At 63.0% G+C, this 14,418-nt stretch carries 16 protein-coding genes and 3 tRNA genes; 4 read left to right on the top strand and 15 right to left on the bottom strand.

What is annotated here, in order from left to right; genetic code table 11:
* Positions 1-18 precede the first annotated feature (18 nt).
* The 4 genes from BUA41_RS09880 to BUA41_RS09865 form a co-directional block, all read right to left on the bottom strand.
* Entirely contained in the window at positions 19-762 is a 744-nt protein-coding gene (locus tag BUA41_RS09880) for an RNA methyltransferase (RefSeq protein WP_072822277.1), read from the bottom strand.
* 352 nt (positions 763-1,114) lie between these two features.
* Complete coding sequence (gene groL, locus BUA41_RS09875) at positions 1,115-2,749, bottom strand: chaperonin GroEL (RefSeq protein ID WP_072822275.1); 1,635 nt, start codon at positions 2,747-2,749, stop codon at positions 1,115-1,117.
* Between the two features lie 69 nt (positions 2,750-2,818).
* Positions 2,819-3,112, bottom strand: coding sequence for a co-chaperone GroES (locus BUA41_RS09870; protein ID WP_048308681.1), 294 nt, complete (start codon positions 3,110-3,112; stop codon positions 2,819-2,821).
* A gap of 186 nt (positions 3,113-3,298) precedes the next feature.
* Complete coding sequence (locus BUA41_RS09865) at positions 3,299-3,811, bottom strand: FxsA family protein (RefSeq protein WP_072822273.1); 513 nt, start codon at positions 3,809-3,811, stop codon at positions 3,299-3,301.
* A 164-nt stretch (positions 3,812-3,975) separates the two neighbouring features.
* On the opposite strand from BUA41_RS09865, the gene BUA41_RS09860 reads away from it, so the two are divergent.
* Positions 3,976-4,737 (top strand): SDR family oxidoreductase, encoded by a 762-nt coding sequence (locus BUA41_RS09860; protein ID WP_072822271.1) that lies wholly within the window; start codon positions 3,976-3,978, stop codon positions 4,735-4,737.
* A gap of 73 nt (positions 4,738-4,810) precedes the next feature.
* Here the strand turns inward: BUA41_RS09860 and BUA41_RS09855 are convergent, their stop codons facing one another.
* Positions 4,811-5,083: a ComEA family DNA-binding protein gene (locus tag BUA41_RS09855; protein WP_072822269.1), complete on the bottom strand. Its 273-nt coding sequence runs from the start codon at positions 5,081-5,083 to the stop codon at positions 4,811-4,813.
* 243 nt (positions 5,084-5,326) lie between these two features.
* Between BUA41_RS09855 and pyrF the strand changes: the two genes are divergently transcribed.
* Positions 5,327-6,043: an orotidine-5'-phosphate decarboxylase gene (pyrF, locus tag BUA41_RS09850; RefSeq protein ID WP_072822267.1), complete on the top strand. Its 717-nt coding sequence runs from the start codon at positions 5,327-5,329 to the stop codon at positions 6,041-6,043.
* Here the strand turns inward: pyrF and lapB are convergent.
* The 3 genes from lapB to BUA41_RS09835 are packed head-to-tail and all read right to left on the bottom strand — an operon-like array spanning position 6,021 to position 7,888.
* Complete coding sequence (lapB, locus tag BUA41_RS09845) at positions 6,021-7,205, bottom strand: lipopolysaccharide assembly protein LapB (protein WP_072822264.1); 1,185 nt, start codon at positions 7,203-7,205, stop codon at positions 6,021-6,023. The two genes, pyrF and lapB, sit on opposite strands and share 23 nt — an antisense overlap.
* A complete protein-coding gene (locus BUA41_RS09840; protein ID WP_072822262.1) occupies positions 7,206-7,511 on the bottom strand; it encodes a lipopolysaccharide assembly protein LapA domain-containing protein in 306 nt (101 codons plus the stop codon).
* Between the two features lie 56 nt (positions 7,512-7,567).
* Positions 7,568-7,888: an integration host factor subunit beta gene (locus BUA41_RS09835; RefSeq protein ID WP_281247839.1), complete on the bottom strand. Its 321-nt coding sequence runs from the start codon at positions 7,886-7,888 to the stop codon at positions 7,568-7,570.
* Between the two features lie 179 nt (positions 7,889-8,067).
* On the opposite strand from BUA41_RS09835, the gene BUA41_RS09830 reads away from it, so the two are divergent.
* Entirely contained in the window at positions 8,068-8,349 is a 282-nt protein-coding gene (locus BUA41_RS09830) for an FAD assembly factor SdhE (protein ID WP_139249099.1), read from the top strand.
* A complete protein-coding gene (locus BUA41_RS09825) occupies positions 8,309-8,710 on the top strand; it encodes a hypothetical protein (protein ID WP_245791893.1) in 402 nt (133 codons plus the stop codon). The genes BUA41_RS09830 and BUA41_RS09825 overlap by 41 nt, the downstream gene beginning before the upstream one ends.
* On the opposite strand, the gene nadB is transcribed toward BUA41_RS09825, so the two are convergent.
* The 7 genes from nadB to uvrC form a co-directional block, all read right to left on the bottom strand.
* On the bottom strand, positions 8,699-10,270 hold the full coding sequence (nadB, locus tag BUA41_RS09820; RefSeq protein WP_072822258.1) for an L-aspartate oxidase: 1,572 nt from the start codon (positions 10,268-10,270) through the stop codon (positions 8,699-8,701). The genes BUA41_RS09825 and nadB overlap by 12 nt on opposite strands.
* The gene (locus tag BUA41_RS09815; RefSeq protein WP_072822256.1) at positions 10,251-11,426 is read right to left on the bottom strand and encodes an FUSC family protein; all 1,176 of its coding nucleotides are present in this window, start codon (positions 11,424-11,426) and stop codon (positions 10,251-10,253) included. The genes nadB and BUA41_RS09815 overlap by 20 nt, the downstream gene beginning before the upstream one ends.
* A 119-nt stretch (positions 11,427-11,545) precedes the next feature.
* Positions 11,546-11,634 (bottom strand) — tRNA-Leu (locus BUA41_RS09810).
* 35 nt (positions 11,635-11,669) lie between these two features.
* A tRNA-Cys gene (locus tag BUA41_RS09805) sits at positions 11,670-11,743 on the bottom strand.
* A gap of 101 nt (positions 11,744-11,844) precedes the next feature.
* A tRNA-Gly gene (locus BUA41_RS09800) sits at positions 11,845-11,919 on the bottom strand.
* Between the two features lie 68 nt (positions 11,920-11,987).
* Positions 11,988-12,536 (bottom strand): CDP-diacylglycerol--glycerol-3-phosphate 3-phosphatidyltransferase, encoded by a 549-nt coding sequence (gene pgsA, locus BUA41_RS09795; protein ID WP_072822254.1) that lies wholly within the window; start codon positions 12,534-12,536, stop codon positions 11,988-11,990.
* A 61-nt stretch (positions 12,537-12,597) separates the two neighbouring features.
* On the bottom strand, positions 12,598-14,412 hold the full coding sequence (uvrC, locus tag BUA41_RS09790; protein ID WP_072822251.1) for an excinuclease ABC subunit UvrC: 1,815 nt from the start codon (positions 14,410-14,412) through the stop codon (positions 12,598-12,600).
* Between the last annotated feature and the right edge of the window lie 6 nt (positions 14,413-14,418).

Here is a 14,418-nt window from a genome sequence, read left to right as displayed (position 1 = left end):
GATAGGAGGCCGCGTTTTTTATGCTCGGGGAGGGCGCGCTTCCCGGTCTTTCTCGATGGCGCTCAGGAACCCACGCAGGATGGCAAGCTCCTTGCGGCTTGGCTGCGCCCGGGCGAACAGGGCCCGCAGATGCTCCTCGGTGCGGGCATGGGGCTGGGTAAGAAAGCCGATGTCCGTCATGACGCGGTGCAGGTGGTCGTGGAAATGCGCCAGTTGCTGCTGGTCGGGCAATGACGCCTGCCGGGTAGCGGGCTGGCGAGGGCTGGCCAGAGCGCGGCGATGAGCACGGAACAGTTCGTAGCAGAGAACCTGCACTGCCTGGGAAATATTCAGGATGCCGTAGTCGGGATTGGCCGGAATGCTGACCTGATGGGTGCAGTGGCGAATCTCGTCGTTGGTCAGGCCGAAGCGCTCGCGACCGAAGACCAGAGCCACGGGGCCCTGGCAGGCGTTGGCGATGACCGTCTGGGCCATGCCGTCGGGTTCATCGAAATGCGGCAGCGGCAGGTTGCGCAGCCGGGCGCTGGCGCCCACGACCTGAACACAGTCGGCGATCGCGTCGTCCAGGGTGTCCGCGAGCGTGGCATTGGCGATGACGTCTTCGGCTCCGGCGGCGAGCCGCGAGGCTTCCTCGTCGGGAAAGCGGCGTGGATTGACCAGGTACAGATGCTCCAGGCCCATGGTTTTCATGGCCCGGGCGCTGGCACCGATGTTGCCGGGGTGATAGGTCTGAACGAGGACGATTCGAACGTTGCTGAGCATGGTGCAGGGCTGGCCTTGGTGGGCAGTGATTCAAGGGCATCAGTGTACGCGAGCACAGCCGATCTACATAAAAAGGTTCTTCGAGGATTAGCGTGACGCCGTCAGGCGCCTGAGTCGAGCCTGCGCCGCTACGCGGCGTTCGTCCGATAAATCGGTCTCCTACAAAACCCCGTAATATCAATTACCTGTAGGAGCTCGCTTCAGCGAGCGAGAGGTTGGCCCATCGCCTGATCAATCGGGCCCATGCGTCCCCCAGCCATTCACGGCAACATGATAAGAACCTAAAAAAAGCCCCGCTGATTGGATCAGCGGGGCTCTGTGTCAGGTCGAACCTGAGAAGAAGGGGCTGGGCTTACATCATGCCGCCCATGCCACCCATGCCGCCCATGTCCGGTGCCGCTTCCTTCTCGTCCGGATCTTCGGCGATCATCGCTTCGGTGGTGATCATCAGGCCTGCCACGGAACCGGCTGACTGCAGCGCAGAGCGGGTGACCTTGGCCGGGTCGAGAACACCCATCTCGAACAGGTCGCCATACTCGCCGGTCTGGGCGTTGTAGCCATGGTTGCCTTCGCTGTCCTTGATGCGGTTGACGATGACGGAGGCTTCCTCACCGGCGTTGGTGACGATCTGGCGCAGCGGCGATTCCATGGCCCGCAGCGCGATGGCGATGCCGTGGGTCTGGTCTTCGTTCTCGCCCTTGAGGTCCTGAATGCGTGTCAGGACGCGAATCAGGGCGGTACCGCCGCCAGGGACGACGCCTTCCTCGACGGCTGCACGCGTGGAGTGCAGGGCGTCTTCGACGCGTGCCTTCTTCTCCTTCATCTCCACTTCGGTGGCCGCACCGACACGGATCACCGCAACACCGCCGGCCAGCTTGGCGACGCGCTCCTGGAGCTTCTCGCGATCGTAGTCGGAGGAGGTCTCCTCGATCTGGGCGCGAATCTGGCTGACGCGTGCTTCGATGTCGTTCTCGGCGCCGGCACCGTCGATGATGGTGGTGTTTTCCTTGGACATGGTGATGCGCTTGGCATTACCCAGATGGTCCAGGTTGGCCTGCTCGAGCGTGAGACCGACTTCCTCGGAGATCACGGTGCCGCCGGTGAGCACGGCGATGTCCTGGAGCATGGCCTTGCGACGATCGCCGAAGCCGGGTGCCTTGGCTGCCGCGACCTTGACGATGCCGCGCATGTTGTTGACGACCAAGGTGGCCAGTGCTTCGCCTTCGATGTCCTCGGAGATGATCACCAGCGGCTTGCCTGCCTTGGCAACGCTCTCGAGCACCGGCAGCAGTTCGCGGATGTTGGAGATCTTCTTGTCGACCAGCAGCAGCAGCGGGTCTTCCAGCTCGACCGCCATGGTCTCCTGGTTGGTCACGAAGTAGGGCGACAGGTAGCCGCGATCGAACTGCATGCCTTCCACGACTTCCAGCTCGTCCTCGAAACCGCGACCTTCATCGACGGTGATGACGCCTTCCTTGCCGACCTTTTCCATCGCTTCGGCGATGATCTGGCCGATGCGCGCGTCACCGTTGGCCGAGATGGTGCCGACCTGGGCAATGGCCTTGGAGTCGGTGCAGGGAACCGCGAGCTGCTCGATTTCCTTGACCGCGGCGATGATGGCCTGATCGATGCCGCGCTTGAGGTCCATCGGGTTCATGCCCGCGGTGACGCCCTTGAGGCCTTCGTTGACGATGGACTGCGCCAGCACGGTGGCCGTGGTGGTACCGTCACCGGCCACATCGGAGGTCTTGGAAGCGACTTCCTTGACCATCTGCGCACCCATGTTCTCGAACTTGTCCTTGAGCTCGATTTCCTTGGCGACGGAAACACCGTCCTTGGTCACGGTCGGCGCGCCGAAGGACTTTTCGAGCACCACGTTGCGGCCCTTGGGGCCCAGGGTCGCCTTGACGGCATCGGCGAGGACGTTGACACCACGCGCCATGCGCTTGCGAGCATCATCTGAGAACTTGATCTGTTTCGCTGCCATTTTCGTTGCTTCCTGAATCAGTACAAAAAAAGAAGTCTTAAGCCAGAAGGGCGACCGGTCGCTTGCCGATCAGCCTTCCACTACCGCGAGAATATCGGTCTCGCTCATGATCAAAACCTCTTCGCCGTCGATTTTCTGCTTCTCGACGCCAAAGCCCTCCTTGAAAATGACGGTATCGCCGACCTTGACGTCCAGGGGACGCACTTCGCCGTTATCGAGAATCCGGCCATTACCGACGGCGAGAATTTCACCACGAGTCGGTTTTTCCTGGGCATTGCCCGGAAGCACGATGCCGCCAGCGGTTTTCTGCTCTTCTTCGACGCGGCGGACCACGACGCGATCGTGCAAGGGACGGATATTCATTGCTCACGTTCTCCTGATGGTTACATGACTCGAAATACATGATCCCAGGAGCAAGGCTCATGGGATGGAAGGCGATGCCTTCCGGTGTTGTTGACCTTCCAGTCGAAGCACTGGCCGGTCGAATTTCGTTACTGTCCCTTGATGGGGCCACCACGAACCCTTTCAAGGGGCCATGATGAAAAAATTTCAGTGTCGCGGTTCGTCTTTGGAGATGAAGTCACCCTCGAGGGGAGTATCACTTTTTGAGCCTTTATCGGTGCTTTGATCCTCGGAGGCTCCGTTACTCTTGGCATGGTGATCCCAGCCATCGGCTCCTGGCTGATAGCGGCCGGTCGTGGTGTAGCCGCGGATCTTGAAGGGCAAGCGCGACAGCAGGCTTCCCAGTACGCGTCTGGAGGTCGGGAGCAGGCACATGAACCCCAGGGCGTCGGATATGAATCCCGGTGCCATCAGCAGGGCGCCTCCGAAGATCAAGGCCGCACCGGTCATCAGCTCGTCGGAGGGGATCTCCCCCTGGGCCAGGCGCTGCTGGGCACGCTGCAGGGTGGCAACCCCCTCGCGGCGAACCAGGTACAGGCCGATGAAACCGGTACTCAGTATCAGCGCGAGGGTGGCCAGCAGGCCGATTTTCGCGCCGACGGAAAACAGCACCACGAAGTCGAGCAGTGCGAACAACGTAAAGATGAGAAGAATCGGCATGGCGGCTCCGAATTACGGTACTCCTTGGAGGATGGTGGCGCATCGCCGGATTGCAAGCCCCGCCTCGCCGAAGGAGGGGTCCGGAGATGGCCGAATTGGAAAGGGCGTGCTATGTTCGTTATGCTGCGGCGCACAAAACAGGTTTGGACTGAAGGAGATAGAGAATGCACATCAAAGGCGCAGTAATCGCCATTACTGGTGGCGCGCAGGGTCTGGGCCTGGCCATGGCACGGATGCTGGGCGAAAAGGGCGCACGCATTGCGCTGATCGACATGGACGGTGAAAGGCTGGATGAGGCGGTCAATGTACTGGCCGACTCCCGGGTCGAGGCGCATGCCTTCGTTGCCAACGTGGCCGAGGAGTCGTCGGTGGCCGAGGTGTTCGAGGAGATTCGTGCCAAGCTCGGCCCGGTCAGCGGTCTGGTCAACAATGCAGGAATCACTCGAGACGGCTTGCTGGTCAAGGCCAAGGAGGGTGACGTCGTGTCGACCATGTCCCTGCAACAGTGGCAGCAGGTCATCGATGTCAATCTGACCGGGGTCTTTCTGTGCGCTCGCGAGGCGGCACGCCAGATGATCGAGGCGGACCGTCAGGGCGTGATCGTCAATATCTCGAGCATTTCCCGGGCAGGCAACATGGGCCAGAGCAATTATGCCGCGGCCAAGGCAGGCGTGGCGGCCTTGACGGTGACCTGGGCCAAGGAACTGGCGCGGCACGGGATTCGGGTCGGGGCCGTGGCTCCCGGCTTCATCGAGACGGAGATGACCGCCTCGATGCGCCCCGAAATACTCGAGAAGATCACCAGGGGAATACCGCTCGGCAGACTGGGGCTACCCGAGAACATCGCCGACAGCGTGCGCTTCATCTTCGAAAACGACTACTTCAGCGGTCGCGTGCTGGAGTGCGATGGTGCATTGCGGATCTGAACCGTAATGCCCAGGCGCAACGAGGGTCTTCGAGAGACGCCCTCGTTGCGCCGAGGGCAAGGCACGGCGAGCCTCAGAACTCGATTCGTTCGCGCAGCGCTTCCACGGTAGCATTGCCGATGCCATTGACCCGGGCTAGGTCATCGGCACTCCTGAAGGGCCCGTTGGCAGTGCGCTCCTCGACGATCGCTTGCGCCTTGGCACTGCCAATGCCCGGTAGCTGTACCAGGGTTTCGGTATCGGCGGTATTGATGTTGATGCTCGGAGCTTCCTGAGCCATGGTCAGTGGTGCGATGCCGAGAAAGAGGCAGAAGATTGCTGCCTTGAATAATGTTTTCACCGTCATTCCTTCTCTTGGGATAGTTGATGTTGCAATCTCACCCTAATGAAGCAGTGTCGTAATAAATAGCGCTTAATTCTTAATTTGATGTAAGAAATTGGCTCGTCGTGCCGAAGAGATCGGCTCGTCATGCTGAGGATATCGACCCGGCCCTTCCCGTGATGGGATGCGGCATGCTCGTCGAGCAGCGGCTGCTCAGGGGATGCCGCGGACTGGTATACTGGCTCGAAACTCATCCGCGGAGCCCGTATGTCTCACCGTGATTCACCGTTGATCGTTGCTCTCGACTACCCTTCTCTGGATGCGGCCCTGTGCATGGCGGATCTGCTCGATCCTCGGCGATGTCGGGTCAAGGTCGGCAAGGAGCTGTTCACTCGCAGCGGCCCCAGCGTCATCGAAGCATTGCATGGTCGCGGCTTCGAGGTGTTTCTCGATCTCAAGTTTCACGATATCCCCAATACCGTCGCGGGGGCGGTGCAGGCTGCGGCGGAGCAGGGGGTATGGATGGTCAACGTGCACGCCAGCGGTGGGCGCCGGATGATGGAAGCGGCCCGGGAGCGGCTCGACAGGAACCGCTTGTCGACGCAACTGATCGCAGTGACCGTGCTCACGAGCATGGAGCGCGAGGATCTGGCCGAGGTGGGAGTGGGCCTCGAGCCGCTCGAGCAGGTGGAAAAACTGGCAACATTGGCACAGGCGTGTGGCTTGTCCGGGGTCGTATGCTCCTCGCAGGAAGCGGAGGCCGTGCGCCGGGCCTGCGGGGAGGGATTCCTCAAGGTGACGCCGGGGATTCGTCCCGAGAACAGTGCGAGTGACGACCAGCGCCGCATCTTGACTCCCTCCGGAGCCCTCGCGGCGGGGAGCACTCACCTGGTCATCGGCCGCCCGATCACCCAGGCCGAGGACCCCATGGCAGCACTGGCCGGCATCGAGCGGTCACTCGTCACTCGCCCTCCAGGCCATTGATGGGCTTGATGGCGCCCCAGCTCCGACAACGGGGGCATTGCCAGTGCAGTTGCATGCCCGAGAAACCGCACCGATGGCAGCGAAAGCGGGGGCGTGCCTCCAGCAGCTTGGTGATGTGCTGCTTCACCACGACAATGTGTTCGTGCTGCGCCACGTCGCTATCCAGCAGGTAAAGATCCATCAGGTAGTCGATACCCCGCAGGCTCGGATTGGCATTGAGCCGGGTGCCGGCGAATTCGGCCGCGGCAGCGATGCCCTCGCGACGTTCCAGTGCCTGCGCGAGCATGATCACCGCACAGGTGAACGGGGTGGCCTCGTCCAGTTCACGCAGGCATTGCTCCAGCGCCTCTTCGTCCTCGAGCTTGAGATAGGCGTTGCGTAGCGGCTCGAGGATGATGGGGGTAAAGCTTCTGTCCTGTTCGGGAATACGCCGCAAGGCACGTATTTCGGCCTTGTAGTTGCCGGCCTCGCGTTCGATGGTCGCGAGCAGCCAGTTGGCGCGGATGCACGAGGCATCGGTGGCGAGCGCCTGACGCAGACGTTTGCGCGCGAGGGACGGACTGGCGCCATTCATGTGCTGGTGTGCCAGTTCGCAGAGCCAATGGGCTGCTGCACGCCTTATGTCCGCTTCTTGCTGCACCAGTCTGGGCAAGGCGACATCGAGCGCCTGCTGCCACTCGCGCTCTCGTTCGAAGAGATCGACGAGCAGGCGCTTGGCGGAGCGACGCATGGCCTCGTCCCGGGTGTCGCGGATCAACTGTTGAAGCAGTCGCTCGGCACGGTCGAGCACGCCGAGGTTCAGGAAGTCGCGGGACAGTTCGAGCTGAACCTGGTCGCTCTGGGCCACGCTGAGGGCGGGGCGCGCAAGAAGGTTCTGGTGAATCCTGACGGCGCGATCGGCCTCTCCTCGGGAACGGAACAGGTTGCCCAGGGCGATGTGGGTTTCGATGGTATCGCTATCGACCTCGAGCACCTGGACGAAGGTTTCGATGGCACGATCGGGCTGCTCGTTGAGCAGATAATTGAGGCCCGTGAAATAGTCGCGTGAAAGCGATGTCTGCTGCCGGGGGCGAGGCTCTAGCGGGTCTCGCTGACGACGACCCAGCCACCAGCCGATGGCGATTGCCGCCACCAGCAGGGCCAGCAGCAAGAGATCAGGCATTTAGGGGCTTTCCTTGAACTCCTGAGTGCGCAGACGATCCAGCTCCTTGCGTTGTTGTTGGTTATGGCGCTGGGCGCGTGTCAGCAGTGTCCGCAGGCGCAGGTAGACGCCACTCATGGCGATCATGCCCAGCACGACCCCGAAGGCCAGGGCGATCAATAGCCACAGCGACAGCGACGCGGGGGGTAGCTCCAGCCAGATCAGATTCAGGGGCAACGCCTGCTGGTTGTTGACGGCAAAGAGAATGCCCAGCAACAGGACCACCAGCAGGATGACGGCCAGCAACAGCCCTTTGAGCCAACGCATAACTATGTCCTTTTCTGTTTCGGTCGCTTCGGTCGCGTTCGTGAGAAAACGGCTTGTCAGTAGCCCAAAGCCTTGCTGGCGTTGACCTGTTCGCGTAATTCCTTGCCCGGTTTGAAATGTGGCACGAACTTACCATCCAGATCGACAGCCTCTCCGGTCTTGGGGTTCCGCCCCAGGCGAGGCTCGCGATAGTGCAGGGAGAAGCTGCCGAAGCCCCGTATCTCGACGCGACCGCCGCTGGCCAGCGCCTCGGTGATGTCGTCGAGAATGATGCGTACCGCTGCCTCGACTTCCTTGAGTGACAGCTCGGGCTGTCGCATGGCGATTTGTTCGATCAACTCGGACTTGGTCATCGGATATCTCCGTGCAGCGCGCACTCTGCCGCCGACAGGCTGGCAGGTATTGTTGTTTTACTGAGCATACTGTGCAAACCGAGAAAAAACAACGCACTAGCCTCTCGATAAAAGGCGGTCCAGACCTCGGGCGATGGGCCCATGTTTTCGCTGCCGGCCTCGGTTATACTGCCACCTACTTGAACACTATATCTTGAGGTCAGATGGTGAGCGAAGATGTCGCACTGAAACGGCTCTACTGGCACTCGCGCCGTGGCATGTGGGAACTCGACCTGTTGCTGGTGCCGTTTCTCAAGCACCGCTACAGCGAACTCGATGCCGATGATCAGGCCGCCTATCGCGCCCTGATTGAACAGGAGGACCAGGACCTGTTCGTTTGGCTGATGCGCCGTGAATGGCCTCAGGAGGAGGCGCTTCGTCGAATCGTCAAGATGATCGTCGAGTATGCTGAAACAACCGGCAACGATCAGTATCGTACCCTCTAGGTTACGGTGGGCAACCCAGGCGTTGCTGGTCGCGGGGCTATGCCTGCTGGTCGGGGCTTACGGGCCGCCCTGGCTTCTGGTGGTTGTGCTCGCTGCGCTCTGCTTGGCGCTGGGGCGCGAGTGGCGCCGGGAACAGCCATGGGCATTGCGCTGGATTCCGGGCCCCGGAGGAGGCTGGCAGACCCGCCGGACAGACGCCGAGGGCTGGCGCGACGTCGCGTTGAGCTGTGATTATCTTGGCCCCTGGCTGATCGGCTTGCGGGTGGGCGGCGAGCGTCGGTGGTTGTGGCCGGACAGCGCGAGCCGGGAATCGCGTCGCGCCTTGCGACGCCTGCTGCTGTGGTCTCCCTCAGGCGCCTGACCTGATCCGCGAGGCAGTGGCCTTGCCCGTGCCGTGGGTCGGGCAATCAAGATTGTGATGGAGTCCTCGCGATTCACGTCGTGCGCTGGCGACATCGAGCAGCATGCCGGCCAGCAGCAGTGCATGGCGCAGGCGGGCAAGCGCCGGTGTGGGGGCATGATCTTTCCAGAGTGGTTCACTCGCTTCCCGCAGGTGCCGCAGGGCATCGCGACCCGAGGCAAGCCCCGCGTCGCTGCGCACGATGCCCGCATGCAGACTCATGATGTCGCGTAATTCCTCGAGCCGTCGAGCAAGGCTTTGCTGAGACGCGACCCCGGCCTGGGCAATCGAGGGCTCCACAGGCTCGCCGCGCCTCCCGGACGATCTCCGGCGCAGCGCCGAGGCCGCCGCGCGCGCGAAGACCAGACACTCCAGCAGCGAATTGCTGGCCATTCGATTGGCCCCGTGCAGACCGGTACAGGCCACTTCCCCGATGGCATGCAGGTGGCCGATGTCACTGGCGCCGTGAAGGTCGGTGGCGATGCCGCCGCAACTGTAATGGGCGGCCGGGACCACCGGGATGGGCTGGCGGTTGATATCGAGGCCTCGGTTCAGGCAGTGGGCGTGGATGGTCGGGAAATGTTCCCGCACGCGCCCTGGCTCGAGGTGCGTGACGTCGAGCAGCACATGCGTTCCCCCGTCGCGCAGTATCTCGGCGTGTATGGCACGGGCGACGATATCCCGCGGCGCCAGTTCGGCACGCTCGTCGTAGTCGGGCATGAAGCGTCGACCCCGTGCGTCCCGCAGCAGGCCGCCTTCGCCGCGTACCGCCTCGCTGATCAGGAAGGGAGTGCCGGAAGGATCGTAGAGGCAGGTGGGATGAAACTGCTGGAACTCGAGGTTCATCAGCGTGGCGCCCAGTTCCGCCGCCATGGCCATGCCTTCTCCGCAGGCCGGCGCGGGGCTGGTGGTATGGCGGTAAAGACCGCTTGCCCCCCCGGTCGCCAGCACGGTGTCGTGTGCCGCGACGAGATGGGGCCGATGGGTCGCATCGAGGCAGAGCGCGCCACGGCAGTCGCCCCGAGGGTCCTCGAGCAGTTCGATGGCCTGCAGGTCGCCGATCAGTTGGATGGCGGGATGTCGGCGTACGTGGTCCAGCAGGGTCTCGATGAGCGCGCGGCCCGTGGCGTCGGCGGCATGGATGATGCGCCGGGCGCCATGGCCCCCTTCCCGGGTGAGATGGTAGGGGTAGGGCGCATCCGTGGTGGTGTCCGGCGTGAAGGGCACGCCGAGCCCCAGAAGCCAGTCGATGGCGGCGCGTCCGTTCTCGACGGTGAAGCGCACGGCCGCCTCGTCGCACAGGCCGTCTCCGGCGACCAGCGTATCCTGGACGTGGGCCTCGACGTCGTCCTGAGGCGCCAGCACCGCAGCGATGCCGCCCTGGGCCCAGACGCTGGCCCCCAGATCATCCTGGGCCGGACGCAAGAGGGTCACCGGGCGGTGATCGGCCAGTTCGAGGGCCAGGCTCAGGCCGGCGACCCCGCCGCCGATGATCAGAACATCATGGTCGCTGCGAATCATCCCGTGGGACTCCCTTGTCGCTGTTTCGCGCGCCGGGCCCTACTGCCAGGCGGCGTGCATCGCTGACCAGCGTGTGGTGGCTGGCTCGGCGCCGCAGTCGCTTGCTTGGCAAACGACGCAGCCGGCCCAGGCGCAGGCTCAGTTCGCGGGTCAGTCTCGCCAACTCACGATTGAGCCACAAGTAGCCGCTCGGGCTGAATAGCATACGCCCATCCTCGCCCCGGGCCGAGGTCGCCTGAGTGGCATACTGTTCCAGGTCGAATCGCTCCACCTCGACCTCGATGGGCTGGCCCGTGCGCACCTGGAAGGCCAGGGTTCCCAGGACGCGGGCAAGACGATGCTGTGACTCGCGCAAGCCCTGCATGGCATCGATGCGATCGTGTCCGGCACGCGTCGTCCAGTGGGTTTCCAGCAGCAGCTCGATGGTGGAGAGCATGCGCCTTTGCAGCGACAGTAGACTGTCGAGTTCCTTGCGACCCAAGCGTCGTTCGCTGTGAATGGCATCGACGAGCTTCCTCTGTTCCACCAGTTGGGCGGTCGTGGTCTTGAGCAGGTCGCGGGTGTCGACATCGCTCTCGGCGGGAGCACTGGTATGGGCGTGGTAAAGGCGTGCCAGCTTGTCGAGATTGTCAGCCAGCAGGAAGCGCAGCACGTCGGTAGCCTTCTGGGGCAGCACCAGCACGGTGACGAGTATGCCGACCAGTGTTCCCAGTAGCACATTGAAGGCCCGCCAGAGCGCGATGGCAAGGTCGTGATCGCCGCTGCCCACCACCAGCAGTACCGAGATGCCGAATATCAGCGCACTGTAGCCGTAGCGCGTGGCAAAGGTCGCATAGGTGGCGATGGCGATGCTGATCAGGGTCCAGATCGGGACCACGCCTACCGGAGGGTCGGGGATCAGCATCAGCACAATTCCCCAGGTGGCACCGAGAATCGTCCCCAGCAGTCGCTGGCCACCCTTGTCCAGCACGCTGCCGATGTGGGGCAGGTTGCCGACCACCACCAGGGTGCTGACGAGGGCCCAGCTGCTGTGAGGGATCTGGACCAGGGAGACGATGAGGAAGGTCGCCGCCAGCGCCAGGCTGGTGCGCAGCACATGCAGGTAATGGCGGTAGCGGTAATTGAAGTAAGGATCGCGCAGACGCAATGGTGACATCGGCGACAGCCCTTCAAGCCATGTGTCGTGGTGCGGCGAGTTCGGACGCACCGGGTGACGAGTAAAGGAGAGGTCGTATCATCTCAGGACGGCCAAGTTAGCCAGGGTAGCCCGTGGACTGGTGCCCGGAGCCGGGCTCGAACCGGCACGGAGTATCACCTCCGAGGGATTTTAAGTCCCTTGCGTCTACCAATTTCGCCATCCGGGCGGGGATTGGGGTGGCCGTTCGGGCCAGGGGAGGAATGGAGGCTGGAGTCGGAATCGAACCGGCGTACACGGAGTTGCAGTCCGCTGCATAACCACTCTGCCATCCAGCCTCATTGTCTTGCCTTGACGTTGGCGCGAAGCACGGGAGACAACCGCTCGCGGTTCGCGTTGCTTCTTCGCTGCCAAAGTTTCGCTGCCAAAGTCGAGTTCTTGGAGCGGGAAACGAGATTCGAACTCGCGACCCCCACCTTGGCAAGGTGGTGCTCTACCACTGAGCTATTCCCGCTTGACTCGACGAGGCATTCTACAGATAAGTACGCCTCTGTCAAACGCTTATCGCGCTTTGCCTGCTGATCACATCGAGCGCGTCAGTTCCGGCCAGGCGGCACGCAGGTATTGCAGCATGGACCAGAGCGTCAGTACCGCCGCCGCATACAGCGTGACGACCCCCAGCATGGCAATCAAGGTCCCCGGGGCCCACCCCAGCAGCAGCAGCAGGGCGATCATCTGCAGGGTGGTCTTGACCTTGCCGACCCAGGACACCGCGACACTGCCGCGCTTGCCCATCTCCGCCATCCACTCGCGTAGCGCCGAGATGACGATTTCCCGGCCGATGATGACCAGCGCCGGCAAGGTCAGCCAGATCGAATCGAAGCGTTCGATCAGCAGCGCCAGGGCCACGGCGACCATGACCTTGTCGGCCACCGGATCGAGGAAGGCGCCGAAGGGGGTGCTTTGATTCCAGCGCCGGGCCAGGTAGCCATCCAGCCAGTCGGTGAGCGCCGCGAGACCGAACAGCGCCGCCGTGAGCTTCAGGCTCCAGTCATAGGGTGCATAGAAGAGGATCACCAGCAACGGAATGAACAGGATGCGTGCAAGCGTCAGGATGTTGGGTATGTTCATCGAGGTAACGGGAGTCCATGCCGGTGATCGAAAACCATCATTCTATTCGCCATCGTATCCATCATCCATGCAGTGTCTGGTGTATGGTGGCCGCCAGGCTGGCACTGATGCCCGGCACCCGGGCCAGCTCGTCCTGAGTGGCGTGCCGCACGCCTTGCAGGCCACCGAAGAAGCGCAGCAGTTCCCGGCGACGCCTGGGGCCGACGCCGGGGATGTCCTGCAGTGTCGAGGTCCGGCGTGCCTTGTCACGACGTTGCCGATGGCCGGTGATGGCAAAGCGGTGCGCTTCGTCGCGGATGTGCTGGACCAGATGCAGCGCCGGCGAACTGCCCTCCAGGCCCAGGCTGTTGTCGACGGTCTCGAGAAACAGGGTCTCCAGGCCCGGCTTGCGGGTGGTGCCCTTGGCGACGCCGACCAGCCGAACGTGGCTGACACCCAGCTCCGCGAACACCTCGCGGGCCATGTTGAGCTGGCCCTTGCCGCCATCCACCAGCAGGATGTCCGGACATTTGCCCTCGCCCTGCTGGAGTCGCTTGAAGCGCCGAATCAATGCCTGGCGCATGGCGGCGTAATCGTCTCCCGCCGCCACGCCTTCGATGTTGAAGCGGCGGTAATCGGACTTCACCGGCCCGTCCTGATCGAAGACCACGCAGGAGGCCACCGTGGCTTCGCCGTGGCTATGGCTGATATCGAAGCATTCCAGGCGTGTCGGGGTCGTATCCATGCCCAGGGCATCCCGCAACGCCTCGAAACGCTTCGAGAGCTGGGTGCGATTGGCCAGTTGCGTTGCCAATTGCTGCTCCGCATTGGTGCTTGCCAGTTGCAGCCACTGGGCGCGGTGGCCGCGCACCTGGTGCGCGAGGCGGATACGCCTGCCGGCCTGTTCGCTGAAGGCGGACTGCATCAGCTCGGCATCCGGCAGGCGACGACTGGTGATGACCTCCTGGGGCAGTTCGCGTCCCTGGCCGAGGTAGAACTGGCTGACGAATTCGCCCAGCAGCTCGTCGACGGGCAGGTCGAGGCCGTTGTCGGGCGTATGATGGCGAGCGCCGAGCATGCGCCCCTGGCGCACCGTCAACACGCTGATGCACAGGGCCCCGGGTCGTTCCGCGAGAGCGAAGATGTCCGCATCGCCCGACCCCGTATCGACGATCTGGCGCTCCTGAAGCCGGCGCAACTGCTGCACCTGATCGCGCAGGCGGGCGGCCTCCTCGAAATCGAGGGCATGGCTGGCGGCCTCCATGGCAGCCGTCAACTGACCGGTCACCTGCTCGCTCTTGCCTTCCAGGCACATCACCGCATGCTCCAGGTCGCGCCGGTAATCCTCCCTGGAGATGTAGTCGACGCAAGGGGCGCTGCAGCGATTGATCTGATACTGCAGGCAGGGCCGCGTGCGGTGGGCGAACACCGTGTCCTCGCAGTTGCGGATGCGAAAGATCTTCTGCATCAATGCCAGGCTCTCGCGCACCGCGCTCGAGCTGGGGTAGGGGCCCAGGTAGCGGCCGTCGTTGCGTTTCTGGCGCACGCGCTTGAATTCGAGGGCCGGATAGGGGTGCCGGTCGCTGACGAAGACGTAGGGATAGGACTTGTCGTCGCGCAGCAGGATGTTGTAGGGCGGGCGCAGCTCCTTGATCAGGGTCTGTTCGAGGAGCAGGGCTTCGGTCTCGCTGCGGGTGATGGTGACCTGGACATCGGCGATGCGCGACACCAGCGCCTGGGTCTTGGCGTTCAAGGCACCCCGAAAGTAACTGGCCAGGCGCGCCTTGAGTCGCTTGGCCTTGCCGACGTAGAGCACATTGCCCTCGCCGTCGAGCATGCGATAGACACCCGGCGACGCGCTGACGGTCTTGAGAAAATGCTTGGCGTCGAAGCTCATGCCATC

The organism is Modicisalibacter ilicicola DSM 19980 (assembly GCF_900128925.1).
Classification (GTDB): domain Bacteria; phylum Pseudomonadota; class Gammaproteobacteria; order Pseudomonadales; family Halomonadaceae; genus Modicisalibacter; species Modicisalibacter ilicicola.
The sequence above is the reverse complement of the archived record's forward strand: the minus strand, read 5'-3'. Positions and strand labels throughout refer to the sequence as shown.

What these genes read in the sequence shown, in the direction of transcription:
- nadB (WP_072822258.1), bottom strand. Translation starts at nt 10,270, where the DNA reads ATGATTCGCAGCGACCATGATGTTCTGATCATCGGCGGCGGGGTCGCC.
- lapB (WP_072822264.1), bottom strand. Translation starts at nt 7,205, where the DNA reads ATGCCTGATCTCTTGCTGCTGGCCCTGCTGGTGGCGGCAATCGCCATC.
- BUA41_RS09870 (WP_048308681.1), bottom strand. Translation starts at nt 3,112, where the DNA reads ATGAATATCCGTCCCTTGCACGATCGCGTCGTGGTCCGCCGCGTCGAA.
- BUA41_RS09865 (WP_072822273.1), bottom strand. Translation starts at nt 3,811, where the DNA reads ATGCCGATTCTTCTCATCTTTACGTTGTTCGCACTGCTCGACTTCGTG.
- BUA41_RS09840 (WP_072822262.1), bottom strand. Translation starts at nt 7,511, where the DNA reads ATGCGTTGGCTCAAAGGGCTGTTGCTGGCCGTCATCCTGCTGGTGGTC.
- BUA41_RS09860 (WP_072822271.1), top strand. Translation starts at nt 3,976, where the DNA reads ATGCACATCAAAGGCGCAGTAATCGCCATTACTGGTGGCGCGCAGGGT.
- BUA41_RS09880 (WP_072822277.1), bottom strand. Translation starts at nt 762, where the DNA reads ATGCTCAGCAACGTTCGAATCGTCCTCGTTCAGACCTATCACCCCGGC.
- BUA41_RS09815 (WP_072822256.1), bottom strand. Translation starts at nt 11,426, where the DNA reads ATGTCACCATTGCGTCTGCGCGATCCTTACTTCAATTACCGCTACCGC.
- BUA41_RS09830 (WP_139249099.1), top strand. Translation starts at nt 8,068, where the DNA reads ATGGTGAGCGAAGATGTCGCACTGAAACGGCTCTACTGGCACTCGCGC.
- BUA41_RS09855 (WP_072822269.1), bottom strand. Translation starts at nt 5,083, where the DNA reads ATGACGGTGAAAACATTATTCAAGGCAGCAATCTTCTGCCTCTTTCTC.
- BUA41_RS09825 (WP_245791893.1), top strand. Translation starts at nt 8,309, where the DNA reads ATGCTGAAACAACCGGCAACGATCAGTATCGTACCCTCTAGGTTACGG.
- groL (WP_072822275.1), bottom strand. Translation starts at nt 2,749, where the DNA reads ATGGCAGCGAAACAGATCAAGTTCTCAGATGATGCTCGCAAGCGCATG.
- uvrC (WP_072822251.1), bottom strand. Translation starts at nt 14,412, where the DNA reads ATGAGCTTCGACGCCAAGCATTTTCTCAAGACCGTCAGCGCGTCGCCG.
- pgsA (WP_072822254.1), bottom strand. Translation starts at nt 12,536, where the DNA reads ATGAACATACCCAACATCCTGACGCTTGCACGCATCCTGTTCATTCCG.
- pyrF (WP_072822267.1), top strand. Translation starts at nt 5,327, where the DNA reads ATGTCTCACCGTGATTCACCGTTGATCGTTGCTCTCGACTACCCTTCT.